Source organism: Rhizobium sp. A22-96 (assembly GCF_053521805.1).
The window spans coordinates 104,835-128,824 of the sequence record NZ_JBNWDQ010000003.1; the positions used below are offsets into that span (position 1 = coordinate 104,835).

The 23,990-nt window shown below is 59.9% G+C and carries 26 protein-coding genes; 15 read left to right on the forward strand and 11 right to left on the reverse strand.

The genetic code is table 11. From position 1 onward, the window contains the following. Positions 1 to 203: 203 nt before the first annotated feature. Positions 204 to 749, forward strand: coding sequence for a GNAT family N-acetyltransferase (locus tag ACQZ6F_RS13210; protein ID WP_449095830.1), 546 nt, complete (start codon positions 204 to 206; stop codon positions 747 to 749). A gap of 79 nt (positions 750 to 828) precedes the next feature. Here ACQZ6F_RS13210 and ACQZ6F_RS13215 read toward each other — a convergent pair whose 3' ends face one another. Then, a complete protein-coding gene (locus ACQZ6F_RS13215) occupies positions 829 to 1,290 on the reverse strand; it encodes an Lrp/AsnC family transcriptional regulator (RefSeq protein ID WP_449095829.1) in 462 nt (153 codons plus the stop codon). Between the two features lie 137 nt (positions 1,291 to 1,427). On the opposite strand from ACQZ6F_RS13215, the gene ACQZ6F_RS13220 reads away from it, so the two are divergent. Then, positions 1,428 to 2,672, forward strand: coding sequence for an argininosuccinate synthase (locus ACQZ6F_RS13220; RefSeq protein ID WP_449095828.1), 1,245 nt, complete (start codon positions 1,428 to 1,430; stop codon positions 2,670 to 2,672). Positions 2,673 to 2,848: 176 nt separating this feature from the next. Here ACQZ6F_RS13220 and ribB read toward each other — a convergent pair whose 3' ends face one another. Continuing rightward, positions 2,849 to 3,952 (reverse strand): 3,4-dihydroxy-2-butanone-4-phosphate synthase, encoded by a 1,104-nt coding sequence (gene ribB, locus ACQZ6F_RS13225; RefSeq protein ID WP_449095827.1) that lies wholly within the window; start codon positions 3,950 to 3,952, stop codon positions 2,849 to 2,851. 10 nt (positions 3,953 to 3,962) lie between these two features. Further along, entirely contained in the window at positions 3,963 to 5,060 is a 1,098-nt protein-coding gene (gene aroC, locus ACQZ6F_RS13230; protein WP_449095826.1) for a chorismate synthase, read from the reverse strand. Positions 5,061 to 5,432: 372 nt separating this feature from the next. Between aroC and ACQZ6F_RS13235 the strand changes: the two genes are divergently transcribed. Beyond that, on the forward strand, positions 5,433 to 5,693 hold the full coding sequence (locus ACQZ6F_RS13235) for a DUF1344 domain-containing protein (protein WP_068384882.1): 261 nt from the start codon (positions 5,433 to 5,435) through the stop codon (positions 5,691 to 5,693). A 111-nt stretch (positions 5,694 to 5,804) separates the two neighbouring features. Here ACQZ6F_RS13235 and ACQZ6F_RS13240 read toward each other — a convergent pair whose 3' ends face one another. The 4 genes from ACQZ6F_RS13240 to ACQZ6F_RS13255 form a co-directional block, all read right to left on the reverse strand. Further along, complete coding sequence (locus ACQZ6F_RS13240; protein WP_449095825.1) at positions 5,805 to 6,401, reverse strand: histidine phosphatase family protein; 597 nt, start codon at positions 6,399 to 6,401, stop codon at positions 5,805 to 5,807. A gap of 18 nt (positions 6,402 to 6,419) precedes the next feature. Further along, on the reverse strand, positions 6,420 to 7,238 hold the full coding sequence (gene fabI / locus ACQZ6F_RS13245; protein WP_068384885.1) for an enoyl-ACP reductase FabI: 819 nt from the start codon (positions 7,236 to 7,238) through the stop codon (positions 6,420 to 6,422). A 122-nt stretch (positions 7,239 to 7,360) separates the two neighbouring features. Continuing rightward, a complete protein-coding gene (locus tag ACQZ6F_RS13250) occupies positions 7,361 to 8,536 on the reverse strand; it encodes a DnaJ domain-containing protein (RefSeq protein ID WP_234906164.1) in 1,176 nt (391 codons plus the stop codon). Positions 8,537 to 8,826: 290 nt separating this feature from the next. Then, positions 8,827 to 9,285 (reverse strand): RT0821/Lpp0805 family surface protein, encoded by a 459-nt coding sequence (locus ACQZ6F_RS13255; RefSeq protein WP_077471290.1) that lies wholly within the window; start codon positions 9,283 to 9,285, stop codon positions 8,827 to 8,829. Positions 9,286 to 9,349: 64 nt separating this feature from the next. Between ACQZ6F_RS13255 and pdxH the strand changes: the two genes are divergently transcribed. After that, a complete protein-coding gene (gene pdxH, locus ACQZ6F_RS13260; RefSeq protein WP_068384890.1) occupies positions 9,350 to 9,970 on the forward strand; it encodes a pyridoxamine 5'-phosphate oxidase in 621 nt (206 codons plus the stop codon). A gap of 22 nt (positions 9,971 to 9,992) precedes the next feature. Here pdxH and ACQZ6F_RS13265 read toward each other — a convergent pair whose 3' ends face one another. Next, complete coding sequence (locus tag ACQZ6F_RS13265; protein ID WP_449095824.1) at positions 9,993 to 11,051, reverse strand: polysaccharide deacetylase family protein; 1,059 nt, start codon at positions 11,049 to 11,051, stop codon at positions 9,993 to 9,995. A gap of 230 nt (positions 11,052 to 11,281) precedes the next feature. Between ACQZ6F_RS13265 and ACQZ6F_RS13270 the strand changes: the two genes are divergently transcribed. After that, positions 11,282 to 12,571, forward strand: coding sequence for a D-alanyl-D-alanine carboxypeptidase family protein (locus ACQZ6F_RS13270; RefSeq protein ID WP_077471287.1), 1,290 nt, complete (start codon positions 11,282 to 11,284; stop codon positions 12,569 to 12,571). A 108-nt stretch (positions 12,572 to 12,679) separates the two neighbouring features. Then, positions 12,680 to 12,985, forward strand: a complete 306-nt coding sequence (locus ACQZ6F_RS13275) for a pyrophosphatase (protein ID WP_449095823.1) — start codon at positions 12,680 to 12,682, stop codon at positions 12,983 to 12,985. Between the two features lie 13 nt (positions 12,986 to 12,998). Here ACQZ6F_RS13275 and tldD read toward each other — a convergent pair whose 3' ends face one another. Together tldD and ACQZ6F_RS13285 are read right to left on the reverse strand one after the other, a co-directional pair. After that, the gene (tldD, locus tag ACQZ6F_RS13280; RefSeq protein WP_449095822.1) at positions 12,999 to 14,414 is read right to left on the reverse strand and encodes a metalloprotease TldD; all 1,416 of its coding nucleotides are present in this window, start codon (positions 14,412 to 14,414) and stop codon (positions 12,999 to 13,001) included. 63 nt (positions 14,415 to 14,477) lie between these two features. After that, positions 14,478 to 15,098 (reverse strand): invasion associated locus B family protein, encoded by a 621-nt coding sequence (locus ACQZ6F_RS13285; protein ID WP_068387607.1) that lies wholly within the window; start codon positions 15,096 to 15,098, stop codon positions 14,478 to 14,480. A 340-nt stretch (positions 15,099 to 15,438) separates the two neighbouring features. Here ACQZ6F_RS13285 and coxB point away from each other — a divergent pair, with 340 nt between their 5' ends. The 6 genes from coxB (at position 15,439) to ACQZ6F_RS13315 (ending at position 20,754) form a co-directional block, all read left to right on the forward strand. Next, complete coding sequence (gene coxB / locus ACQZ6F_RS13290) at positions 15,439 to 16,329, forward strand: cytochrome c oxidase subunit II (RefSeq protein ID WP_077471285.1); 891 nt, start codon at positions 15,439 to 15,441, stop codon at positions 16,327 to 16,329. A 12-nt stretch (positions 16,330 to 16,341) separates the two neighbouring features. After that, a complete protein-coding gene (gene ctaD, locus ACQZ6F_RS13295; protein ID WP_449095821.1) occupies positions 16,342 to 18,036 on the forward strand; it encodes a cytochrome c oxidase subunit I in 1,695 nt (564 codons plus the stop codon). A gap of 58 nt (positions 18,037 to 18,094) precedes the next feature. Further along, a complete protein-coding gene (locus tag ACQZ6F_RS13300) occupies positions 18,095 to 19,054 on the forward strand; it encodes a heme o synthase (protein WP_449095820.1) in 960 nt (319 codons plus the stop codon). Beyond that, entirely contained in the window at positions 19,051 to 19,191 is a 141-nt protein-coding gene (locus ACQZ6F_RS13305; protein WP_169055456.1) for a hypothetical protein, read from the forward strand. Before ACQZ6F_RS13300 ends, ACQZ6F_RS13305 begins: the two co-directional genes overlap by 4 nt. Before the next feature lie 9 nt (positions 19,192 to 19,200). Next, positions 19,201 to 19,812 (forward strand): cytochrome c oxidase assembly protein, encoded by a 612-nt coding sequence (locus ACQZ6F_RS13310; RefSeq protein ID WP_077471282.1) that lies wholly within the window; start codon positions 19,201 to 19,203, stop codon positions 19,810 to 19,812. A gap of 63 nt (positions 19,813 to 19,875) precedes the next feature. Continuing rightward, positions 19,876 to 20,754, forward strand: a complete 879-nt coding sequence (locus ACQZ6F_RS13315; RefSeq protein WP_068384911.1) for a cytochrome c oxidase subunit 3 — start codon at positions 19,876 to 19,878, stop codon at positions 20,752 to 20,754. A 60-nt stretch (positions 20,755 to 20,814) separates the two neighbouring features. Here the strand turns inward: ACQZ6F_RS13315 and ACQZ6F_RS13320 are convergent, their stop codons facing one another. Further along, positions 20,815 to 21,468 (reverse strand): chloramphenicol phosphotransferase CPT family protein, encoded by a 654-nt coding sequence (locus ACQZ6F_RS13320; RefSeq protein WP_449095819.1) that lies wholly within the window; start codon positions 21,466 to 21,468, stop codon positions 20,815 to 20,817. Between the two features lie 146 nt (positions 21,469 to 21,614). Between ACQZ6F_RS13320 and ACQZ6F_RS13325 the strand changes: the two genes are divergently transcribed. From ACQZ6F_RS13325 to ispH, 3 genes are all read left to right on the forward strand, one after another. After that, positions 21,615 to 22,034, forward strand: coding sequence for a DUF983 domain-containing protein (locus tag ACQZ6F_RS13325; RefSeq protein WP_077471279.1), 420 nt, complete (start codon positions 21,615 to 21,617; stop codon positions 22,032 to 22,034). Next, positions 22,027 to 22,788, forward strand: a complete 762-nt coding sequence (locus ACQZ6F_RS13330) for an SURF1 family protein (RefSeq protein WP_449095818.1) — start codon at positions 22,027 to 22,029, stop codon at positions 22,786 to 22,788. The genes ACQZ6F_RS13325 and ACQZ6F_RS13330 overlap by 8 nt, the downstream gene beginning before the upstream one ends. Before the next feature lie 161 nt (positions 22,789 to 22,949). Further along, a complete protein-coding gene (gene ispH, locus ACQZ6F_RS13335) occupies positions 22,950 to 23,957 on the forward strand; it encodes a 4-hydroxy-3-methylbut-2-enyl diphosphate reductase (protein WP_068384923.1) in 1,008 nt (335 codons plus the stop codon). Positions 23,958 to 23,990: the final 33 nt, after the last annotated feature.

Here is a 23,990-nt window from a genome sequence, read left to right on the forward strand (position 1 = left end):
GGGTGGCGAGGGGGGTGTTGCGCGGGGGGGGGGGGGGTAAAACCCCCCCCCCTTGGGGGGGGGGGGCGCGCGCCCCGGGGGGGGGGGGGGCACAATTGTTTGGCTCTGCAGGTGGCGGCGATCACCCCACCCCGGAGCTTCGCTCCGACCCTCCCCCTCAAGGGGAGGGTTAAGAAGAGACGCCTGTAAAAAGGGAGGGTTCATTGCCATCGCCAATTCTCGAAGGCCGCAATGTCAGGCTGCGCCCGCCAAGCGCCGCCGATGCCGATGTGCGTGTCGCTCTCGGCAATCATGCCGAGATAGCGGAGATGTACGGCGTAAACAAAGAGGACGTGAAGCCGATCACCCGGGAAGGCGCGACTGCATGGGTGCAGTGGCTTACCAATCATCCCCATGCCTGGGTTATCGAGATCAATGGCGTCTTCGCCGGTGAGATCAGATTGGACAACGTCAATCGCCAGGACAGGCGCGCGACGATGGCGCTCGGTATCAATAACCCCGCTTTGCTTGGCAAAGGCTTCGGCACCGAAGCCATCACGCTGCTGCTGAACCATGCCTTCGGCGATATGGGACTGCATCGCATCGGAATACGCGTGCTCGCCTATAACAAGCGTGCCATCCGCGCCTATGAAAAATGCGGGTTTGTGGTCGAAGGGCGGGAACGGGAGACGGCCTATGTCAACGGCAGCTGGCACGACGACATCATGATGGGCCTGCTGGACCACGAATTTTCGGCGAAAGGGCTTTGAAGCCTCAGCAAAGGCAAGCTCCTACTGCGGCCGGCCCAGAAGGCCGGAATGGTACAAGAGTGAATAGGAGCGCCTCTCCTTACCTCACCGGTAATTCGAAGCTGTGCTTGAGCGTCTCCATCGGCACGTCAGTCTTGACGTTCAGCACGCTGGGGATGCGTGTCAGATAGTCGGCCTGGAAACGCCAATAGCTGTGCAGATCGGCGGTGACGATCCGCAGGATGGCATCGCATTCGCCCGTCGTCAGGTGGCATTCGATCACCTCCGGAAACCGCCGGATCGCCTCGCCGAACTGCACCGTTATCTCGGCATCCTGCGTCTTGAACCAGACACGCGCAAAAACCGTGAGGCCGGCGCCGACCTTCGTTGGATCAAGCACGGCAACATAGCGGTCGATGACCCTGGCTTCCTCCAGCAATCGTACCCTGCGCAGGCAGGGCGATGGCGATAAGCCGACTTCCTTGGCTAGCTCCACATTGGAGATGCGCCCATTTCGCTGGAGTACGCGCAAGATACGGCGGTCGATGTCGTCCAAATTCATTGGCGTTATCTGCCTCATGGATCATTAATTTTGGCATTTTATGCCAAATATTGATCTCTTTTTGCTTTCTTCGCAAGGTCGTTGCGCGCAGCTTGGCCTAACATTCCATCCGTTCAACACGAGATGGGAACTTACTCATGCCGAAAACGCTCAAGAAAATCGTGCTCTCCTATTCGGGCGGCCTGGACACATCGATCATCCTGAAATGGCTGCAGGAGACCTATCAGTGCGAAGTCGTCACCTTTACTGCCGATCTGGGGCAGGGAGAGGAGTTGGAACCCGCACGCAAGAAAGCCGAAATGCTGGGGATCAAAGACATCCGGATCGTGGATGTCCGCGAGGAATTCGTGCGGGACTTTGTTTTCCCGATGTTTCGCGCCAATACGCTTTATGAGGGCCAGTATCTCCTCGGCACATCGATCGCTCGTCCGCTGATCGCCAAGCATCTTGTCGGCATTGCCCGGGACGTCGGCGCGGACGCCATTGCGCACGGGGCAACCGGCAAGGGCAACGACCAGGTCCGCTTCGAATTGACCGCCAATGCCCTCGATCCCTCGATCAAGATCATCGCCCCCTGGCGCGAGTGGGATATTCAGTCCCGGACCCAGCTCATCAGCTATGCCGAAAAGCATCAGATTCCCGTTCCCAAGGACAAGCGCGGCGAAGCGCCCTTCTCAGTCGATGCCAACCTGCTGCATACGTCCACCGAAGGCAAAGTGCTCGAGGATCCCGCCGATATCGCGCCGGATTATGTCTACCAGCGAACCGTCGATCCCGTACATGCGCCCGACATGCCCGAGATCATCACGATCGGTTTCGAGAGGGGTGACGCGGTATCTGTGAATGGCGAAAAACTATCTCCGGCGGCGCTTCTGACCGCGCTCAACGAATTGGGTGGCAAGCATGGAATCGGGCGGCTCGATCTGGTTGAAAACCGCTTTGTCGGCATGAAGTCGCGCGGAGTCTATGAAACACCCGGCGGCACGATCCTGCTCGCGGCTCATCGCGGGATCGAGTCAATCACGCTCGACCGTGCAGCCGCTCATCTGAAAGACGAGATCATGCCGCGCTATTCGGAGCTGATCTATAACGGCTTCTGGTATTCACCCGAGCGGGAAATGCTGCAGGCCCTGATCGATACGAGCCAGACTTACGTGACCGGCGAGGTGACGGTTCGGCTCTACAAGGGCTCGGCCAGTGTCATCGCGCGCAGCTCGCCCCACTCGCTGTATTCGACGGAACTGGTGACCTTCGAGGAAGGCACGGGCGTCTACGATCACCACGATGCAGAGGGCTTTATCAAGCTCAATGGGCTGCGCCTCAAGACCTGGGCGGCACGCAACAGGCAATCGGATAAGTCCGGCTCGCTGCAAAGCTTTTAAGCATAGCGGAGGAGCTTGGCCCTGGTGGATGGCTGCACCAATCACCTCCCCCTTGAGGGGGGAGGTCGCGCGGAACGCGCGGGTGGGGGTGACAATTGTTTGGCTCCGGTGGTCGCCGTGATCACCCCGCCCCGGAGCTTCGCTCCGACCCTCCCCCTCAAGGGGAGGGTGAAGAATCAGCAAATCTCGGTCTTGGCGATCTTGATGCCGAAGCCTTCGAGGCCGACATAGTGGCGCTCGCGGCTGGTGAGCAGCTTGATGGAGCTGACGCCGAGATCCTTGAGGATCTGCGCGCCGAGACCGATTTCCAGCCACTCGCTGTCGCGCGCCTGCGCCTCGCTATGGCTCTCGCGTTCGGCCTGGCGTGCCTTTCGGCCATTGTCGAAATGGCCGACGCCGACGGAGCCTTCGCGCAGATAGACGATGATGCCGCGGCCTTCTTCGGCGATCTTCTTCATGTAGAAATCGACGGGCCGGCGCTTGCCGAAAATATCCTCGGCGACACTTTCGGGATGCAGGCGCACCGGAATGTCGATACCATCACGGATGTCGCCGAAAACGACGGCGAGATGCTGCATCGTGTCCCAGGGCAGAGAGTAGGTGTGCGCGCGAGCCTTGCCGAACGCCGTATCGATATCGAAGCTGGTGCCGAGTTCGATCAGCGTTTCCTTGCGCTGGCGATAGGCGATGAGATCGGCGACCGAGACCATCTTCAGCCCGTGCTGCTCGGCGAAACCGGCCACCTGCGGGCCGCGCATCACCGTGCCGTCGTCATTGACGAGTTCGCTGATGACGCCGATCGGCGGCAGGTCGGCAAGCTTGCAGAGATCGACTGCGGCTTCGGTATGGCCCGAGCGCATCAGCACGCCGCCTTCGCGGGAAACCAGCGGGAAGATATGGCCCGGGCGGACGAAGTCCGTGGGGCCGACATTCGGATTGGCGAGATTGCGCACGGTCAGCGTGCGGTCGTCGGCGGAAATGCCCGTTGTCGTGCCGTGCTTGAAATCGACGGAGACAGTGAAGGCCGTCGTATGGGCGGAATCATTTTCCGCCACCATGGCATTGAGGTTAAGCCGCTTGGCTTCCTCGCGCGGCATGGGCGTGCAGACGATACCGGAGGTGTGACGAACGATGAAGGCCATCTTCTCGGGCGTGCAGTGAACGGCGGCAACGATCAGGTCGCCTTCGTTTTCGCGGTCATTGTCATCCATGACGACGACGATCTCGCCGGCCTCGAAGGCCCTGATCGCATCGACAACACGCTTCTGATCGTAAGGCATCTCGGAATTCCTATCTCTGCTGGCCCGTCTGGCCGCGATCCCTCAGATAATGGTCGGCAATGGCGCAGGCAACCATTGCTTCGCCGATCGGTACGGCGCGAATGCCGACGCATGGATCATGCCGGCCCTTTGTGCGCAGGTCGACATTGTTGCCGTCGGCATCGATCGACTGGCGTTCCGTCAGGATCGACGAGGTCGGCTTGATGGCGAAGCGGGCAACGACAGGCTCGCCCGTGGAAATACCGCCCAGAATGCCGCCGGCATGGTTGGAGAGGAAAATGCGCTTGCCGTCATTGCCCATACGCATCTCGTCGGCATTTTCCTCGCCGGTCAGCTCGGCCGATGCAAAGCCTTCGCCGATCTCGACGCCCTTGACGGCGTTGATCGACATCAAAAGCGAGGCGATATCCTGATCGAGCTTGCCGTAGATCGGTGCGCCGAGACCCTCAGGCACGCCTTCGGCCACGACTTCGACCACGGCGCCGATCGAGGAACCGGCCTTGCGGATACCGTCGAGATATTCTTCCCACACTGGCACGATCTCAGGATCGGGGGCGAAGAAGGGGTTCTGGTCCACCTGCGCCCAATCCCAGTTGGCGCGGTTGATCTTGTGCTTGCCGATCTGCACCAGCGCCCCGCGGATGGTCACGCCGGGTACGACGAGGCGGGCGATGCCGCCGGCGGCGACGCGTGCCGCGGTTTCGCGGGCCGACGAGCGGCCGCCGCCGCGATAGTCGCGAATTCCGTATTTGACGTCATAGGTATAGTCGGCATGGCCGGGGCGGTAGCGGCGGGCGATCTCGCCGTAGTCCTTCGAGCGCTGGTCGGTATTCTCGATCAGCATCGAGATCGGCGTCCCCGTCGAGATCATCGTCTCGCCGTCCTCGTCCATCATCACGCCCGACAGTACCTTGACGAGATCATCCTCGCGCCGCTGCGTCACGAAGCGTGACTGTCCAGGCTTGCGTTTGTCGAGCCAGACCTGAAGCTCCTCAAGCTTGAAACGAAGACCGGGAGGGCAGCCGTCGACGACGCAGCCGAGCGCCGGCCCGTGGCTTTCGCCCCAGGTGGTGACGCGGAAAAGATGACCGAATGTATTATGCGACATGGAAAACGACCGGATTGATGCGGCCTGCCGGCAGACCGCGTTTAGTCTCTTGCGATTGCGGCACACTCATAGAGCATGATGCCGAAAAGTGTAAGCGGTTTTCGGGTGACATCATGCGCTGCCTATTTGATCCCACAGCCGGATGCCGGCAAGGCAAAATCTTTCTTTCGGTGGTCGCTGAAACGGCACTCAGGCATTTTTTCTTGCGCCCATCGGCATGGTAAACAAAGATTAATCCGAATTGTGGATTGTGACGGCGCATTCACCAATTGGGCGAGCAAGGTCACTATTGGGGGCAACTTCCGCCATATTCGACGTGTTTTCTGCACCGCATAAGAAATCACAATCAAATTGACCTGAAGGGTAACGACGATGCGCTTTTTTGTAGCGACGCTTTTGGCCACGGCCAGCCTGCTTGCTCCCGTCGCAGCTTTTGCCGAAAGTGCTGACGTCGAGTCCACGATCAAGAAGGTCGACACGAAGAATTTCAGCATCACGCTGGATGACGGCAAGAACTATCAGGTGCCCGAGGATTTCGACTTCAACGGCCTGAAGGCTGGCGTCAAGGTTGTCGTCTTCTACACGGAAGTCGATGGCAAGCGTGTCGTCAACGATCTCGACATCGTCCAGTAAGCATCAATAGAGCCGCCCGGCCGGGGCGGCTTGTAAATGCGTCAGTGCTGCGCTGATGCGTGCCTTATGCAGATCCGGACAGACGCTGCTGCCAGCTTTTTCGGAATTGCCCTACATCCAGCCGATGATCTTCATCTGCGGATCGACCTTCAGAATCTGATCCTGATGGATCGGAATTTCCGCCGCCTCTTCCTTTGCGACATCGCCGACCAGCCGGAACAATGTCCGGATAACGCCGCCATGCGTGACGCAGACGGTGGGCCGCTCGACCGAGGTCAGCCAGGAGCCGACGCGCCAGGAGAGGATTTCATAGCTTTCAGCATCGTCGCCGGGCGGGATGAAGTCCCATTTGCCGGCCTTGCGCTCGGCAAGCCGCTCGGGTTCGGTTGCCTTCAAATCCTTGAGCGTGAAGCCTTCCCAGGCGCCGAAGGAGACCTCTACCAGTCGTTCATCGGTAGCATAGTCCTTTGGCGGCAGACCCATGGCCGTACGCGCGATTTCCATGGTCTCGCGCGTTCGCCGCAAGGGGCTTGCGACGAAATCGAACGGGCGGTTTTCGAATGCGAGGATTTCGGCCAGATCGACGCCGTTCTGCCGTGCTTGCTCGCGGCCGATGGCGTTGAGATCGATATCCTTCTGCCCCTGCAGACGGCGCTCGGCATTCCAGTCTGTCTGACCGTGACGTATCACATAAAGGATTGGCGACACGGTCAGCTTTCCTGTTGATCAGTCCTTCTGGACGGAAATGTCGGGCGCATCCACGGACTTCATGCCGATGGTGTGGTAACCGGAATCGACATGGTGGATTTCGCCAGTGACGGCCGTCGACAGGTCGGACAGAAGATAGAGGGCGGAGTTGCCGACTTCGTCGATCGTGACAGTCCGCTTCAGCGGTGCGTTATATTCGTTCCACTTCAGGATATAGCGGAAATCGCCGATACCGGAAGCGGCGAGCGTCTTGATCGGGCCCGCCGAAATCGCGTTGACGCGAATGCCGCGGCTGCCGAGATCGACGGCGAGATAGCGAACGCTTGCTTCCAGAGCAGCCTTTGCAACGCCCATGACGTTGTAGTGCGGCATGACCTTTTCCGCACCGTAATAGGTGAGGGTGATCATCGAGCCGCCGTCATTCATGATTCGCTCGGCGCGCTGTGCAACCGCCGTGAAGGAATAGACGGAGATGTCCATCGTCTTCGTGAAGTTGTCGCGGCTGGTATCGAGGTAACGGCCGGTCAGCTCGTCCTTGTCGGAAAAGGCGATGGCGTGCACGACGAAATCGATCTTGCCCCATTTCGCTTCAAGTGCATCGATGACCGCGTCGATCGTTGCCGGCTCGGTCACGTCGCAATGGCCAGCCATGAACGCACCGAGTTCCTGGGCGAGTGGCTCGACGCGCTTCTTCAAAGCGTCGCCCTGCCAAGTCAATGCGATCTCGGCTCCGGCTTCCGAACAGGCCTTGGCAATACCCCACGCTATCGAACGGTTGTTTGCTACGCCGAGGATGACGCCGCGCTTGCCTGTCATGAGGCCAGTGGATTGAGCCATATTCTGCTCCCTTGAACTTTCGAATGATCCTGCCTATGGCATAGGCCGTTCCCCTGTTCAAGCATCGTAAAGATCATCAACTGTTAGGGATCGTAACAAAGGGTGCTGTTGTCACCAAAATTTCACAGGAAAAGCCCTTCGCGCATGCTGCGCATCAAATCCGTAATCTTGTCATCGGGTTTTTCCCACAGCATCAGCCGCAATTCGACAATGAGATCACCTTTCCCGCCATTTCCGTCGGGTAATCCCTCGCCGGGAATGCGGACGATCTGATCCGAACCGGACCAGGCCGGCACGGTAAGCCTGACCGGACCATTCAGTCCCTCGACGGTGGTTTCGCAGCCAAGCACCGCATTTTCGATGGTGACGGGCAATGTCGTGCGGACATCGTGGCCTTCTGGCATGAAGCGGGCATCGGTGGAGAGATGGACGGTGATGGCGACGTCGCCGCGCAACATTCCCGGCAGTTTCAGCCCCTGGCCTTTCAGATGCAGCACCTGGCCGTTGCTGATATCCGTCGTCGCCTGGAAGCGCGCCTCGCGGCCATCGGAGAGAAGAACGGTAATCCAGCGGGCCTTCAGCATGTCGTCAAGGGTCACCGTCGCTTCGGCCGCGACTTCGGGTGTCTTTTCCGGCGGCTTCTCCTGAATGGTGCTGCCGGTGATGCGGCGCACCAGTGAGCTCAGAATGCCGAAACGAGGGCGGGAGCCCGCCGAAGCCGTGCCCGTCGCCAAAAGCTCTTCTTCCGCCTGCGTTTCTTCTGCGGCCGCGGCATTGGGCTCTTGCGCCTTCTCGGCCTGCTGCGCAACCGTTTCGGCTGCAGGCCTGCCCTGTTGCGCGGCAGCGGCTTTCACGCCGAAGATGCGTTCGACCATATCCTCGGGCGACTCGTTCGCCCCGGCCTGTTGGCTTGATGCGGCGGAGGCTGCCGCTTTGCGGGCGTTCGCCCGCGCAAGTTCCGCCATGACTTTTTCAGCATTGGCTCGTGCGACCTTGGCGCGTTCGGCCGCTTCACGCATAGCTTGGCGCTGCTGTATGATCGTCTGTTCGTGGCTCTGGCCCTTTGCTCTCGCCATGCCGGCGATCTGGTCGTAGCGGCTGCGCTTTGTCGGGTCCTTCAGCGTCTCATAGGCGCGGCCGATTTCGGCAAAGCGCTCGGTTGCCGTCGGATCGCCCATATTGTGATCGGGATGAGCCGACTTGGCGAGATTGCGCCATGCCGCCTTGATTTCATCGGCTCCCGCATCCTTGCTTACGCCCAAAACCTTGTAAGGATCGCGCATCTTTCCAGCCACCATTCCGGGGGTATCCGGCTCCGCTCGGAGCACCCCAAACAAAAACTCATGAACCACACTTCGCCGCCTTGCAGCCCTGGGAGAGGCAAGGTCGAAATGCGCATGGGCTGATCCTGCCGGACGAGTTGCTAATCAGGCGTTACGTCTGTTGGGGAGAGGCCTGCTCCATTTTCGCGGATGGTTAGCCGATCGCTAACGATGGATGCGAGAAATAGGAATGGGAGGTGCAGCGGATCCTTCCGCGCGTCGCCTGGGATCGCGTCAGCGGTGGGAAAATGGCCGGAAACCGGTGCTTAGCCCGCCTGTTGAAAACTCAGCAATTGCCAGATGCCCTGGCCGACGAGGCAAGTCCTGCCGGAGAAGTTGGCAATGCCTTCATAGGAGTGCCGGGTGGTGCGGAACTGGCGGCAGACCACGCCGGAAGCATTGCTTTCGACGATCGTATCGATGACGCCGGCGCTGCCGGTAGAGGCGTTGGCCCAGGGAATGGTTTGTCCGTTCAGCTTCTGAAGATCGGCTGATGTCACGGCATTGCGCACCGTGGTTTCGTCGGAAATGCTGTCGGTGGTGACAGGGGCCGTCGGCACGGTGCCCGTCGATACGCTGCGATCCACTTTTGCCGAGCTTAGATAGTCCATGCCGCCGCCGACGCAGCCGCCAAGGGTGAAAAGGGAGACAAGGGCGACAGCCGTCGTCACGCCTTTTGCAAGCTTGCGCTTTGTATGAACGGTCGACTTTGCTATGACTTCCACCTGAAGATCTTGGCCAGCCTGAGAGGCCGGCTGTTTCTAGGAATTGCGGAGTATTTAAACTAATATGTCGGAAAACGAGTTAACAAGCGGTGACTTCACCGAACAGAACGAACCCTTCACTCTTTTTGCATCGTGGCTGCGCGAAGCGGAGACCACAGAGCCGAATGATCCGAATGCGGTTGCCTTGGCAACGGTGGATAAAGATGGATTGCCAAATGTCCGCATGGTCCTTCTGAAGGGTTTCGATAGCGACGGATTCGTATTCTATACGAATTTCGAAAGCCAGAAAGGTAAAGAAATTCTTTCCCAGAAGAAAGCGGCCATGTGCTTCCACTGGAAGTCGCTGCGCCGGCAGGTGCGCCTGCGCGGACTGGTTGAAGTGGTGAGCGACAAGGAAGCTGACGAATATTATAAGACCAGGGCTCGCGGCAGCCGTATCGGCGCCTGGGCCTCGAAGCAGTCCCGCCCTCTCGAGGGCCGATTTGCGCTGGAAAAGGCGGTTGCCGAATATACTGCGCGCTACGCCATCGGCGATATTCCGCGGCCTCCCCATTGGTCCGGCTTCCGTATTCGCCCGCTGTCGATCGAATTCTGGCACGATCGCCAGTTTCGCCTGCACGACCGAATCGAATTTCGCCGCGATGTGCCGGAAGGCGCCTGGCAGAAGGTGCGGATGTACCCGTAAGGCCCAGGCTGTCTCTGGGGCGCTAGGTGGTTTCCCGGCGTCCCATCAGTCGCGTCGGTATGCCGGAGGCGAGCGCTGAGGCATAGCGCGCCTTCTGATAATGACCGTTCAGAGATAGTCTCGGCAAGAGGGTTAGGGCATCGCTGCTCGCTGCCGTGATCGTTCCAGGTCGCGTGGTGACGCCGACCTGGAAGCCAAGTTCCGTGGCAAGCCTGCCCTCGCGCGTCGAGACCGCTTGGGGTGTGCCATAGGGATAGGCGAATGTGGTCGGCCGCTTGCCGGTGATGCCGGCGATGTAATCGGACGAAAGTGCCATTTCGGCCGCAGCTTCTGCTTCGGGGAGGCGCGCCAAGGCCCGATGGCTGACCGTATGTGCGCCGAGCGAGACGAGCGAATGGCCGGCCAGCGCCTGCAATTCGGCCCGATCCATGATCGATGCGCTGACAATGTCGAGCGGTTCGAGACCGTGCCGTCTGGCAAGCTCGTCGATCCGGCTGACGGCATCGCTTTCGTCATTGCCATGAACGAATGCGGCGAAACGCGAAAATGCCGCCTGCTTCTGGCTGGCCTTGCCGAGCGGCAGGAATTCCTCGCCGCCACCGAAATCGAATGTCAGCCGATCCAGCCGATCCAGCAGCTCGGCCAGCGTTTCCCACCATAGGCTATGCGTCCGCTCGGAAAGGCCCTGGGCTACGAAGATCGTGAAGGGCGCTTCGTGGCGGGCAAAGACCGGCAGGGCATGGTCCCGATTGTCGCGGTTGCCGTCATCAAGCGTGAAGGCGACGAACGGCGGTTTTCCCTTGGCGTTTGCGATGCGCACCGGCAGTGCATCGAGCGAGATGAATTCATAGCCATCCTTGCGCAAGCGCGCGATCGCCTGGTCGAGAAAATCGGGCGAAACCTCCAGATGCGCGTTGGGAGCAAAGCGGCGGGGGAGGGCGGGGCGGACATGGTGGAGCGTAAATATGGCGCCCACGCCGGCGACATCTCGCATCAGCCCGGCGTCGTTGAGAATTGCGGCGGCCTCCAGCCCGCTGGAGATCACGCTACGTTTCAGGCGGGCCTTTATGCCCTGTTCCATACGGATCGATCCGGTTGACGACTGCCAACGCTCTACCGCATGTTGCGTTAAACCTTACTGAATCTTTGTCATAATTTCCAATGCGTTAATAGTTATTTTACCAGGAAGGGCAAAATTAGAGAACTATCGAGGCTGTTGCCTCAATATCGCACCGGTATCAGGTTTTTTTGTCGCAAAGTCGCACAGGGATTGATGCGGTGTGTTGGCATATGTTTCGGTTGGGGACGATTATGAAAAGACTATTGATGGCCCTGTCTGCGGCCGTCTTGCTCGTGAGCACACCTGTGGCGAGCTTCGCCGGCAGCGCCTATTTCATCATGGATGCCAAGACCGGCAAGGTTCTGGCGTCAAGCAATGCGGATGATCTCAACCATCCGGCATCGCTGACCAAGATGATGACGCTCTACCTGACCTTCGAAGCGATCCATCGCGGCAAGCTGAGCTGGAACACCCGCATCCCCGTGTCGAGCGCCGCTGCTGCCAAGCCCCCGACGAAATTGGGTCTGAAGCCCGGCGGCACGGTCACCGTGCGCGAAGCTGTCGACGGCATGATCATCAAGTCCGCCAATGATGCGGCCGCTGCCATGGGCGAAGCTCTCGGCGGCAGCGAAAGCGGCGTAGCCCGGCTGATGACGCAGAAGGCACGCGAACTCGGCATGCGTCGCACCGTTTTCATGAATGCGTCCGGCCTTCCGAACATGCAGCAGGTCACCACCGCTCGCGATATGTCGACGCTTGCGGTCGCCCTGATCAATAACTATCCCCAGGAATACCGGCTCTTCTCGCAGGCAAGCTTCAATTATCGCGGCCGGCCTGTGCGCGGCCATAACAACCTCATGTACCGCTATCAGGGCATGGACGGCATCAAGACCGGCTACACCAATGCTTCCGGCTTCAACATTGTCAGCGCCGTGCGCGACGGCAACCGTCGTGTCATCGGTGTTGTGATGGGCGGCGCAACCGCGCGCGGCCGTGATGCCCTCATGGCGTCGCTGCTTGATCGCAATGTGCCGAAGGCGAGCTCGGTTTCGACGTCGCGGCTTGTTGCGAGCATCGGCAATATCAGGACGAAGCAGGTCGAAGTGGCATCGGCTTCCGACGATGTCGCCGTGGATATCGACTCACAGACGACGGCCACGACACGCAAGCGCCCAGACGTCGCTCCGGTCGCTCCGCTGGCATATGCCGCCACGTCAAACGTCACTGTGCCGATGGACCGTCCCGTTGCGATGGATGAAATCATGAATGCCGGCAAGCCGGCTGCATCAGGTGGCTGGCAGGTACAGATCGCTGCCACCCCGACCGCGCAGGCTGCCAAGGATCTGCTGTCCGCGGCGAAGTCCAAGGCCGGCAACGCGCTTGCCAATGCTTCGCCCTATACGGAGGCCTTCGGCAAGGGCGGCAACACGGTCTATCGCGCCCGCTTCGTCGGCTTTTCCACCCGTGACGATGCAAGCTCCGCCTGCGCTGCGTTGAAGCGCAAGGATTTCGATTGCATGATGCTGCCGAACAAGGGCTGAGCATATCGAGAATTTGAAAAGTCGAGCCGGCGGAGACACAACTCCGCCGGCTCGACTTTTTGCAGGGAATCGTTCACTAATGCCCGGAACGTAAAGGGAACGATTTTGATGTTATCCGATCTGATGCAGCAGTTCGAAACGGCCTCGGCCACCTACGCCGCCGAAAACGGCCTGGAGCGTGACGACGATTGGTTCGTCCTCAAGCTTCAGGAGGAAATGGGTGAACTCACGCAGATCTGGAACAGGACGACCGGCCGGGGCCGTCGCAAGGGCATGACTGAGGAGCAACTGGGGACGGCGCTGGCGGATGAGACGGCCGATGTGCTCGGCCATATCCTCCTGTTCGCACAGCGAAACCATCTCGATCTCGCCGCTGCGATAGAGCGCAAGTGGCGCTTTCGTCCTGCAGATTAAACGAAGAAGCGGTTTAGGCCTTCGTGCCGCCCACCGTTACCTGATCCATCCTCAGATGCGGCTGGCCGACGCCGACGGGAACCCATTGGCCGGCCTTGCCGCAATTGCCAATGCCGGTATCGAGCTTCATGTCGTTGCCGATCATCGACACCCGCTTCATGGCCTCAGGCCCGTTGCCGATCAGCATGGCGCCCTTGATCGGCGCGCCAATCTTGCCGTTCTCGATGAGATAGGCCTCGGTGCAGCCGAAGACGAACTTGCCTGACGTGATGTCCACCTGGCCTCCGCCGAAGGAAACGGCGTACACGCCCTTCTTCACCGAGGCGATGATCTCCTCCGGCGTCTTGTCGCCGCCGAGCATGTAGGTGTTGGTCATGCGCGGCATCGGCGTATGGGCATAGCCCTGACGGCGGCCGTTTCCGGTGGCTTTCATGCCCATCAGGCGGGCATTCTGCCGGTCCTGCATATAGCCGACCAACTTGCCGTTTTCGATCAGCACATTATAGGCCGAAGGCGTGCCTTCATCGTCTACCGTGATTGAGCCGCGGCGGCTTTCGATAGTACCGTCGTCGACAACGGTGACGCCCGGTGCTGCAACCATCTGGCCCAGCAGGCCCGCGAAGGCTGAAGTCTTCTTGCGGTTGAAATCGCCTTCCAGCCCGTGTCCGACGGCCTCGTGCAGCATGACGCCTGGCCAGCCGGAGCCAAGTACGACATCCATCGTGCCGGCAGGAGCATCGATCGCCTCGAGATTGATGAGCGCTTGGCGCAAGGCCTCGTCGGCGCCGCGCCGCCAGTCTTCCTGCGTGATGAAATCGCCAAAACCGATACGTCCACCGGTGCCGAAGGAGCCGGATTCCTGTCGGTCACCGTCACCGACGACCACGGAAAGGTTGATGCGCGTCATCGGCCGGATATCGCGGACGCGATGGCCATCGGCACGAAGAATGTCGACCACCTGCCAGCTTGCGCCGATCGTCGCCGTCACCTGGCGCACCTTGTCGTCCTTGTCGCGCAGATAACTGTCGATCTGCTGGAGCAGCGTCGCCTTTTCCTCGAATGTTGGTGCGCCGATCGGGTTCTCGTCGCTGTAGAGCACCTTGTTCGTGCGCTGCGGCGCAGCTGCATAGGAGCCCGTGTAGCCTGCGGTCACAGCACGCACGGCATCGGCCGCCCGCTTCAATGCCGCTTCCGACAGATCGCCCGCATGCGCATAGCCCACAGCTTCGCCGGCAACTGCACGAAGACCGAAACCTTGCTCTGTGTTGAAGCTTCCGCCCTTCATCCGGCCATTGTCGAAGGTCAGCGATTCCGCCTGGACATGCTCGACGAACAGTTCGCCGTCATCGGCACCCGAAAGCGCCTCGGCGACGATGCTGCGCAGCTTGGCTTCGTCCGTGTCGAAAAGAGTAAGGAGATCGGTATTCATGGGTCAGGTGCTCCGTTCAGAGCCGATGTAGGATTCGCACGGCGCAAGAGCAAGCCCATTCCGTCAGGGAAGGGCGTCGTAGCCCTCGGCAAAGCCCTTCAAGTCCACAGGAATGCCGATGCCTTCTTCCGGCGACTGGAAGACGATGAAGGTGGCGCTGGCGCCGCTGCGCAGCGTCTTCAGCAACTCGTCCTCAAGAACCACCTCGGCGTAGCAGCCATCGGCGAAGCAGCGCACGAAATATGCGCGGCCAATATCCTTGCCGTCGATGTTAAGGCCGAGGCCGTTTGGCAGCAGCACGCCGAGCGGGGCGAGCACGCGCAGGATCTTCGACTTGCGGTCGGCAGTCTTCAATACGACGACGGAAAGGCCGATTTCCGGACGGTCCTCGGCGATGACATTCTGCATCAGCGCGCATTGTTCGCTCGAAGCGCCGGCCGGCTTGTCGCAGACGACGGACCATGCGCCGTGGCTGGAGCGCACCGTACCCGGCGGTTGTGGAACCTGGCTGGTGGGAACCTGCTGCGTATGAGGTTGCGGCTGGCCTTGCTGCTGCGGCTGTAGCTGTTGGGTCTGCTGCGCGGGCTGAGTCTGTTGCGCTTGTTGCGCCCATGCGGGTGCTGCGACCGAAGCAGCGATGCTGCCGGTAACAAGCCAAAGCCGGGCGAGGGAACGAAAACCCATGGAAACCTCTAGATTCGAATCAGTGCCGATATTGTTGAAGCCCAGGCCGGCAAATGAAAAGCCCCGCGTGCTGGATTCCAATCGACTACGGCGGAAATACGACGTGTACTCCATTTTGTCCGGCTGGCGCCATGGACCACGATGCAATTTTTCGTATGATGATGAAATGCTTGCCATGTCCGGCTGGCAAAAGGGGGGAATATATCAGCGCAAAAATGCCGCACTAACAAATGGCGGGAGTTGTTGCGGAGTACCCCAAACTGTGGTTTGAAGCGCAATGGAATGTAGGGATACTGCGTTTGAGGTTGATCTGGGATCAAACGCTGGAGGGAGAGACATCGTGATTAAGAGAGCTTACGCGGCTCTGACGGCTCTGATCTGTCTGCTTTTTGCGACAGGCAGCTATGCCGATCAGCCGAGACCTTGGGAAACCGGTATGCAGGAGGCGGCAACCGGCAATATGCATCAAATCCGTTGGTTTGAGGCATACACGCTTTGGTTTGTCATTCCGATCACGCTGCTTGTTCTCGTCCTCCTCCTGGTTGTCATGGTGAAGTTCCGCGCTTCCAAGAACCCGGTGCCATCAAAGACGAGCCACAACACGCTGATCGAAGTCATCTGGACCATCGGTCCGGTTCTGATTCTTCTGTTCCTGGCAATCCCTTCCTTCAACCTCCTCACAGCCCAGCTGACATTCCCGGAGCAGACGGACGTCACCGTCAAGGCAACGGCGACGCAATGGCAGTGGAACTACGAATATGAGGGTAGCGGCGCGACGCCGCTCGCTTTTGATTCGTTCATGCTGAAGGAGCCGGATCGCGCAGCAGCCGGCAAGGAAGACAAGTCCAAATATCCGCGGCTTCTCGCTGTCGATAACGAGATGGTGGTGCCTGTCGGCAAGAATGTCCGCGTTCTCGTTACGGCTGCACCGACTGACGTCATCCATTCCTTCGCCATGCCGTCCTTCGGCGTCAGGATCGACGCCATTCCCGGCCGTCTGAACGAGACCTGGTTCAAGGCTGACCGCGAGGGCCTGTTCTACGGGCAATGTTCCGAGCTTTGCGGCAAGGACCACTCGTTCATGCCGATCGCCATCCGTGTCGTCTCAGAGGATCAGTACAAGCAATGGCTGGCGACGGCTGCGACTGATCTCAACAAGGCGAACAAGTCTCTGATGGCCGCCGTCGACCAACCGGCAGCCGTCAAGGTCGCCGAAAACACGGCGAAGTAAGGGGTAGGAACAATGGCTGGATCCAAGGCACACGACGACCATTCGCACGATCTTCAAGACGCTCACGCGCATGAAGATCATCACGCCCACACGCCGAGCTTTGCCAATCGCTGGCTGTTTTCGACGAATCACAAGGACATCGGAACGCTGTATCTGATCTTCGCGATTTTCGCGGGTGTGATCGGCTTCCTTCTGTCCGTTGCCATCCGCATGGAATTGCAGGAGCCCGGCATTCAGATCTTCAGCGGTCTGGCGTCGATGGTTTATGGCTATTCGGGTGATGCTGCCATCGATGGCGGCAAGCAGATGTATAACGTCTTCGTCACCGCCCACGCACTGATCATGATCTTCTTCATGGTCATGCCGGCGATGATCGGCGGTTTCGCCAACTGGATGGTGCCGATCATGATCGGTGCGCCTGATATGGCGTTCCCGCGTCTGAACAATATTTCCTTCTGGCTCATCGTTCCCGCCTTCCTGCTGCTGATCCTCTCGATGTTCGTCGAAGGCCCTGCAGGTGCCTATGGTGCGGGTGCAGGCTGGACGATGTATGCGCCTTTGTCGGGGATCGCCGGCCATCCAGGCCCTGCGATCGATCTGGTGATCTTCGCGCTGCACCTTGCAGGCGCCTCCTCGATCCTGGGTGCTATCAACTTCATCACGACCATTCTCAACATGCGCGCTCCGGGCATGACGCTGCACAAGATGCCGCTTTTTGCCTGGTCGGTGCTGATCACCGCGTTCCTGCTGTTGCTGTCGCTGCCCGTTCTTGCCGGCGCGATCACCATGTTGCTCACCGACCGCAACTTCGGCACGACCTTCTTCTCGCCGGAAGGCGGCGGCGATCCGCTGCTCTACCAGCACCTGTTCTGGTTCTTCGGTCACCCGGAAGTCTACATCCTGATCCTGCCCGGCTTCGGCATGATCAGCCACATCATCTCCACCTTCTCGCGCAAGCCGATTTTCGGCTACCTCGGCATGGCCTACGCCATGGTGGCGATCGGTGCGGTCGGCTTCGTCGTCTGGGCTCACCACATGTACGTGACGGGCCTCTCGCTCGACACGCAGCGCTACTTCGTGTTCGCCACGATGGTTATCGCGGTGCCGACGGGTGTTAAGATCTTCTCGTGGATCGCGACGATGTGGGGCGGTTCCATCGAGTTCCGCACGCCGATGATCTGGGCACTCGGCTTCATCTTCCTGTTCACGCTCGGCGGCGTCACCGGCGTCCAGCTCGCCAATGCCGGCCTCGACCGTGAACTGCATGCGACCTACTTCGTGGTGGCACACTTCCACTACGTTCTGTCGCTCGGCGCCGTCTTCGCTATCTTCGCGGCCTGGTACTACTGGTTCCCGAAGATGACCGGCTACATGTACAGCGAGCGCCTCGGCAACTGGCACTTCTGGATCACCTTCATCGGTGTGAACATGGTGTTCTTCCCGCAGCACTTCCTCGGTCGTGCCGGCATGCCGCGCCGCTACATCGACTATCCGGACGCCTATGCGGGATGGAACTTCGTCTCCTCCATCGGCTCCTATGTCGCAGCCGTAGGCCTTTGCTTCTTCTTCTGGGGCGTTATAGATGCTTTCGCCAAGAAGCGCGTTGCAGGCAACAACCCCTGGGGTGAAGGCGCAACCACGCTGGAGTGGCAGCTGACTTCGCCGCCGCCGCACCACCAGTGGGAAGAGCTGCCGCGCATCAAGTAATCTGTTTCCGGACGCCGTGCTGAGCGGCGTCCGGCTTAACTGGTAATTGGAAGAAAGAATGACGGTCATCGACAATCACGAAGTGCTCGCGGAGCAAGGCGATACCGGCCTGTCGGAAGCGAGTGCACGCGATTATTTCGAGCTTCTGAAGCCGCGCGTAATGTCGCTGGTCGTCTTCACCGCCTTTACCGGCCTGGTGGTGGCTCCCGGTCACATCAATCCGGTTCTCGGTTTCATCGCCATTCTCTGCATTGCGGTGGGTGCCGGCGCATCGGGTGCCCTGAACATGTGGTACGACGCCGATATCGACGCAGTAATGAGCCGTACGGCGCGCCGGCCGATACCGTCGGGCCGCATCAATCCATCCGAGGCTCTGGCGTTCGGCCTGGTTCTGTCGGGCTTCTCGGTGGTGATCCTCGGACTTGCCATCAACTGGCTTTCCGCCGGCATTCTCGCCTTCACGATCTTCTTCTACGCCGTCATCTATACGATGTGGCTGAAGCGCTCGACGCCGCAGAACATCGTCATCGGCGGTGCCGCCGGCGCTTTCCCGCCGGTTATCGGCTGGGCCTGCGTCACCGGAAGCGTGTCGATCGAGAGCATCGTGCTCTTCCTCATCATCTTTCTCTGGACGCCGGCGCATTTCTGGGCGCTGGCGCTCTTCAAGATGCGCGACTACGAGGCCGTCGGAGTTCCGATGCTGCCGAACGTGTCGGGCATCCCGACGACGAAGAACCAAATCGTCGTCTATGCTGTGCTGACCGCCATCGTCGGCGTGGTGCCTGCCTTCATGGGCTTTGCCAGCCTGGGTTATGGTGCGGCTGCCGCGGCGCTGGGTATCATCTTCGTACACTGTTCCATCGCCGTCTGGCGGATGGCCGATGGCGACGAAAAGATGGTGCCGGCAAAGAAGCTTTTCGCCTATTCCATCTTCTATCTCTTTGCGATCTTCTCCGCGCTGCTTATCGACAGGCTGGTTGCCGTGCTGATGTCGGCTGGCGTTGGAGGCTGGCTATGATCGAGCTTGTCAAATTGACGGAAGCGCAGAAGAAATCGCGGCGAGGGCGTAATATCGCGCTCGGATTGGTGTTGGCCGGCCTGGTGGTCCTGTTTTACGCGATCACCATCATCAAGGTCGGCACCGGACACGTTTGAGGAGGCGTGATGGAGGAGGGGGCAGTGAAAAGCACAAGAACGGGCGGCCGTAACAACGGGCTGGTCGTCGCCATGTGCCTGAGCTTCGTCATTGGCATGAGCGCCATGTGCGCCGCTGCCGTGCCGCTCTACCGCATGTTCTGCCAGGTTACTGGCTACAACGGCACGACGCAGCGCGTCGAACAGGTGTCCAACGTCATTCTCGACAAGCCGATCCAGGTTTCCTTCGACGCCAATGTCGCGCCGGGTCTGCCCTGGGATTTCAAGCCGCTGCAGAAATCGGTGAGCCCCAAGATCGGCGAGACGGTCGAGGTGAAGTTCGAGATCGAGAACAGGTCCGACAAGACGGAGCGTGGCCAGGCGATCTTCAACGTCACGCCGCTGGAAGCTGGTGTCTATTTCAACAAGGTCCAGTGCTTCTGCTTCAACGAAACGGATCTCGGGCCTGGGGAAAAGCGCGAGATGTCGGTGGTTTTCTATGTCGATCCTGAGATCACCAAGGCTGTAGAAACCAAGACGATCAATGCGCTGACACTATCCTACACATTCTACCCGCGGGAAGGCGCAAAGCCCGTGGCGTCGAATGAAGGCACGGTGCAGGCCGTTGAAAAGAAACTTTGATGGAGAGTGCTTTTCGGTTTGACCGGGAGCAATATGGGAAAAAGTTATTCGGGGATTGCTGACATGGCCGAAGCGCATCAGAAGAAACACGACTATCACATTATCGATCCCAGCCCCTGGCCGATCGTCGCGGCCATCGGGGCCTTCGTGCTCACCTTCGGTGGTGTCGGATTCATGCGCTACCTGAATGGCAGCGCACTACATCTGTTCGGCGTGGATTGGGCGCATCCGTGGCTGTTCTTCATCGGCCTGGCTGTGGTCCTCTACGTCATGTATGGCTGGTGGTCGGATACGATCAAGGAAGCGCATGAGGGCGCGCATACCCGCGTGGTGTCGCTGCACCTGCGCTACGGCATGATCATGTTCATCGCCTCCGAGGTGATGTTCTTCGTCGCCTGGTTCTGGGCCTATTTCGACGTCAGCCTATTCCCGAACGAAGCGATCCAGGCCTCGCGCACGGCCTTCCTTGGCGGCCAGTTCCCGCCGAAGGGCGTCGAGGTTCTCGATCCCTGGCACCTGCCGATCTACAACACCATCATCCTGCTGCTCTCCGGCACGACGGTCACCTGGGCGCACCATGCGCTGCTGCATGGCGACCGCAAGGGCCTGATCCAGGGTCTGACGCTCACTGTCGTGCTTGGCGCCCTGTTCTCCTGCGTGCAGGCTTATGAGTATGCGCACGCGCCCTTCGCGTTCAAGAATTCGATCTACGGCGCGACCTTCTTCATGGCGACCGGTTTCCACGGTTTCCACGTGTTGATCGGTACGATCTTCCTTCTGGTCTGCCTCATTCGCGCTATCAAGGGCGATTTCACCCCGAAGCAGCATTTCGGCTTCGAGGCGGCGGCCTGGTACTGGCATTTCGTCGACGTCGTCTGGCTGTTCCTGTTCTTCGCCATCTACATCTGGGGAAGCTGGGGCGCGCCGCTCGCGGCGGGCTAAGGCTGATCGTCAATCATCCTCTTGCAATGAAAGGCGGGCACTTGTTGCCCGCTTTTTTGTTTAAGCGGTGTGGACCGCCAGCCGTTCAAATGCCGATGGGCTGGGAATGCCACGATCGAGAGCCTGCCTGATCTCTTCCGCGCATGCCTGCGGGCTATTCGCCGAGGTATCGACTTCCAGATCGTAAATCCCCGGCCGGTGCACCTGTTCCTGCCAGGCAAGCACCGGTGCTGGAACCGCCATGTCCGGGCTGACCGGGATATAAGTTCCTTGCCTCTCCGGGCCTTCTGCCAGCCGGCGCTGCATCACCACATCGAGCGAGCAGTGCACGCCGACAAAGAGTGCCGGCAATCCCGCTAACTGTCTGGCGCAATTAGAGAGAATGTTTAGCGGGCGCGAATAGGCATCGTGATGCCCGAACTCGGCGACGACGTTAAGGCCGAGGCGGCTATGTGCGGCGATCGAGGCATAGAGTGCGGCATAAAAGCGCGGAATCAGCGGCTCGAGATCGGGCCGTTCGCCGCCGGGGCGCAGGCCGATGCCCGGACGATAGCGCAGCGGCGTGGCATGGCGCACATAGACGTCGACACCGAGATTGACCCATACGCCGTCAAATCCAGCCTGAATCGCCTCGACGATGCTGCTCTTTCCGGATCGTGGCGCGCCGTTCAGGATGATGATACGGCCGGCGCCTACGCCTTGGCTTTGTTGCATGAGGCAGTTCCCTTTCGGATGTATTCGGACCTGAATGCGGTGTACGAGCTTTTCGATTGGACGGATTGGCGCATCGCGGCTACTGATTGTGACAGGGACGAGACCATCATGCTCGCCCGCAATGGCAGGCTGATCGAGACCGAATTTTGACCTCAGAGCAAGACAAGAACCCCAGCGAAACGCCCCATGACGACAGCGCCCTCTTTGCGCCCGTCGATCCGTTCAAGGTGGGCTTCCAGGGCTGTTGCCCGCGTTGCGGCCATGGCAAGCTCTTCGACGGACTATTGTCGATAAAGCCGCGCTGTTCCGCTTGCGATCTCGATTATGCCTTTGCCGATGCGGGCGATGGCCCGGCGGTCTTTGTCATCCTGATCGTCGGTTTCATCGTCATCGGCCTGGTCCTGTGGATGCAGATCAACTACGCGCCACCGGTCTGGGTCTACATAGTGCTGTTTGCGCCGCTGACCATCATCCTCTCACTGCTGTCTCTGCGCTGGTGCAAGGGCATTCTGATCGCGTTGCAATACCGCAACAAGGCCAGCGAAGGGCGGATCAGTCATGACTGAGGCTGCCTTGCCGGTTCGCCGCTCCAATCCTTTGTGGCAGGTCCTCAAGGTGCTGATCCTGCTCGCCGTGCTCGTGATCCTTGTGGGGTTGGGCACCTGGCAGGTGCAGCGGTTGCACTGGAAGGAAGGCCTGCTGGCCGACATTGCCGCGCGCAAGGATGCGCCCGCCGTGCCGCTATCGGCAATCGAGGCGATGGCCGCGTCCGGCGGAGACATCGAATATCGCGTGGTGACCGTCACCGGCCATTACCTCAACAACAAGGAACGCGATTTCCTCTCCACCTATGGAGAGGAGCCGGGCTTTCACATCTATACGCCCTTGCAGCTTGCCGATGGCCGCTTTGTCTTCGTCAACAGGGGCTTCGTGCCCTCCGAGGCCAAAGAGCCGGAAATGCGCAAACAGGGGCAGTTGACAGGCGAGCAGACGGTGACCGGCCTTGCGCGCGCCAAGCTCACCGAGCAGCCCCCGGGCATGCCGGATAATGATCTCGGCAAGAACATATTCTTCTGGAGGGATCTGGATGCGATGGCGTCCAGCGTCGGACTGCCGAAAGACAAGGTCCTGCCTTTCTTCATCGATGCCGACAAGGCGCCGAATCCCGCCGGCCTGCCGATCGGCGGCGTCACCATCATCGACCTGCCGAACAGCCACCTGCAATATGCCGTGACCTGGTACGGCCTCGCGGTAGCGCTTGTCGCCATCGTGGCGATCTCCTGGTGGCGCAAACATCATCCGGACGCGCCTCAACAATAGAGGCATGCAATAGAATTGCTTCATTTCGATGGAATATTCGGCTAGAGCATGATCCCGAAAGTGCGCAGCGATTTTCGGATAAGATCATGCGGACTCAATGGAGCAGGCGGCAGGGCATACCTATCGATGGCTGAGCCCCCGCCGCGCATTTCGGAAGAGACATGAACATAGCCGTTTCCAAACCTGACCTGACCATCCGGCTTTGCGGGCCGCGCGGCTTTTGCGCCGGCGTCGATCGTGCCATCCAGATCGTCGTGCTGGCGCTGAAGGCCTATGGCGCGCCTGTCTATGTCCGCCACGAGATCGTGCACAATCGCTACGTGGTCGAGGGGCTGGAGGCCAAGGGCGCCATCTTCGTGGAAGAGCTGGACGAAATCCCGGCCGAGCATCGTGCCCAGCCGGTGGTCTTTTCCGCCCATGGCGTACCGAAAGCGGTGCCGGCCGATGCCGATGCGCGCAATCTCTTTTATCTCGACGCTACCTGCCCGCTGGTCTCCAAGGTGCACAAGCAGGCCATGCGCCACAACCGGCTCGGTCGTCATGTCGTCCTCATCGGCCATGCCGGCCACCCGGAAGTGATCGGCACCATGGGGCAGTTGCCGGAAGGCGCCGTTTCGCTGATCGAGACGGTGGAAGATGCCGATGTCTACGAACCGGTCGATCCCGACAATCTCGGCTTCGTCACGCAGACGACGCTCTCGGTCGATGATACCGCCGGCGTTATCGCGCGGTTGCAGGAGCGCTTTCCGAACCTGACGGCGCCCGCCGCCGACTCGATCTGTTACGCGACGACCAATCGCCAGGAAGTCGTGAAGCAGGCAGCTCCCGGCTGCGATCTCTTCATCGTCGTCGGCGCGCCGAATTCCTCGAACTCCAAGCGGCTCGTCGAAGTGGCGCTAAGGGCGGGGGCGACGAAATCCGTGCTCGTTCAGCGCGCTTCGGAAATCGATTGGGACAATATCGGCGACATCAAGACGGTCGGTCTCTCGGCTGGTGCATCTGCGCCAGAAGTCATCGTCAACGAGATCATCGAAGCGTTCCGCGCTCGCTACAATGCCGTCGTGGAGCTCGCCGAAACGGTCAAGGAAACCGAGAATTTCCTCGTCAATCGCGAGCTGCGCAGCATCGAGTTGACGACGGCGGACATGGCTTTCGTCAACGGGGATTGAGGAAGGGCCACCTCGTCCTTCGACGCCTAGCCG

Coding starts and splice junctions, on each gene's coding strand:
- ACQZ6F_RS13315 (WP_068384911.1), top strand. CDS start 19,876: ATGGCCGAAGCGCATCAGAAGAAACACGACTATCACATTATCGATCCC.
- ACQZ6F_RS13250 (WP_234906164.1), bottom strand. CDS start 8,536: ATGGTGGCTGGAAAGATGCGCGATCCTTACAAGGTTTTGGGCGTAAGC.
- ACQZ6F_RS13235 (WP_068384882.1), top strand. CDS start 5,433: ATGCGCTTTTTTGTAGCGACGCTTTTGGCCACGGCCAGCCTGCTTGCT.
- pdxH (WP_068384890.1), top strand. CDS start 9,350: ATGTCGGAAAACGAGTTAACAAGCGGTGACTTCACCGAACAGAACGAA.
- ispH (WP_068384923.1), top strand. CDS start 22,950: ATGAACATAGCCGTTTCCAAACCTGACCTGACCATCCGGCTTTGCGGG.
- ACQZ6F_RS13330 (WP_449095818.1), top strand. CDS start 22,027: ATGACTGAGGCTGCCTTGCCGGTTCGCCGCTCCAATCCTTTGTGGCAG.
- tldD (WP_449095822.1), bottom strand. CDS start 14,414: ATGAATACCGATCTCCTTACTCTTTTCGACACGGACGAAGCCAAGCTG.
- ACQZ6F_RS13320 (WP_449095819.1), bottom strand. CDS start 21,468: ATGCAACAAAGCCAAGGCGTAGGCGCCGGCCGTATCATCATCCTGAAC.
- aroC (WP_449095826.1), bottom strand. CDS start 5,060: ATGTCGCATAATACATTCGGTCATCTTTTCCGCGTCACCACCTGGGGC.
- ACQZ6F_RS13215 (WP_449095829.1), bottom strand. CDS start 1,290: ATGAATTTGGACGACATCGACCGCCGTATCTTGCGCGTACTCCAGCGA.
- ACQZ6F_RS13300 (WP_449095820.1), top strand. CDS start 18,095: ATGACGGTCATCGACAATCACGAAGTGCTCGCGGAGCAAGGCGATACC.
- ribB (WP_449095827.1), bottom strand. CDS start 3,952: ATGCCTTACGATCAGAAGCGTGTTGTCGATGCGATCAGGGCCTTCGAG.
- ACQZ6F_RS13310 (WP_077471282.1), top strand. CDS start 19,201: ATGGAGGAGGGGGCAGTGAAAAGCACAAGAACGGGCGGCCGTAACAAC.
- ACQZ6F_RS13265 (WP_449095824.1), bottom strand. CDS start 11,051: ATGGAACAGGGCATAAAGGCCCGCCTGAAACGTAGCGTGATCTCCAGC.
- ACQZ6F_RS13270 (WP_077471287.1), top strand. CDS start 11,282: ATGAAAAGACTATTGATGGCCCTGTCTGCGGCCGTCTTGCTCGTGAGC.
- ACQZ6F_RS13220 (WP_449095828.1), top strand. CDS start 1,428: ATGCCGAAAACGCTCAAGAAAATCGTGCTCTCCTATTCGGGCGGCCTG.
- fabI (WP_068384885.1), bottom strand. CDS start 7,238: ATGGCTCAATCCACTGGCCTCATGACAGGCAAGCGCGGCGTCATCCTC.
- ACQZ6F_RS13275 (WP_449095823.1), top strand. CDS start 12,680: ATGTTATCCGATCTGATGCAGCAGTTCGAAACGGCCTCGGCCACCTAC.
- ctaD (WP_449095821.1), top strand. CDS start 16,342: ATGGCTGGATCCAAGGCACACGACGACCATTCGCACGATCTTCAAGAC.
- ACQZ6F_RS13285 (WP_068387607.1), bottom strand. CDS start 15,098: ATGGGTTTTCGTTCCCTCGCCCGGCTTTGGCTTGTTACCGGCAGCATC.
- ACQZ6F_RS13305 (WP_169055456.1), top strand. CDS start 19,051: ATGATCGAGCTTGTCAAATTGACGGAAGCGCAGAAGAAATCGCGGCGA.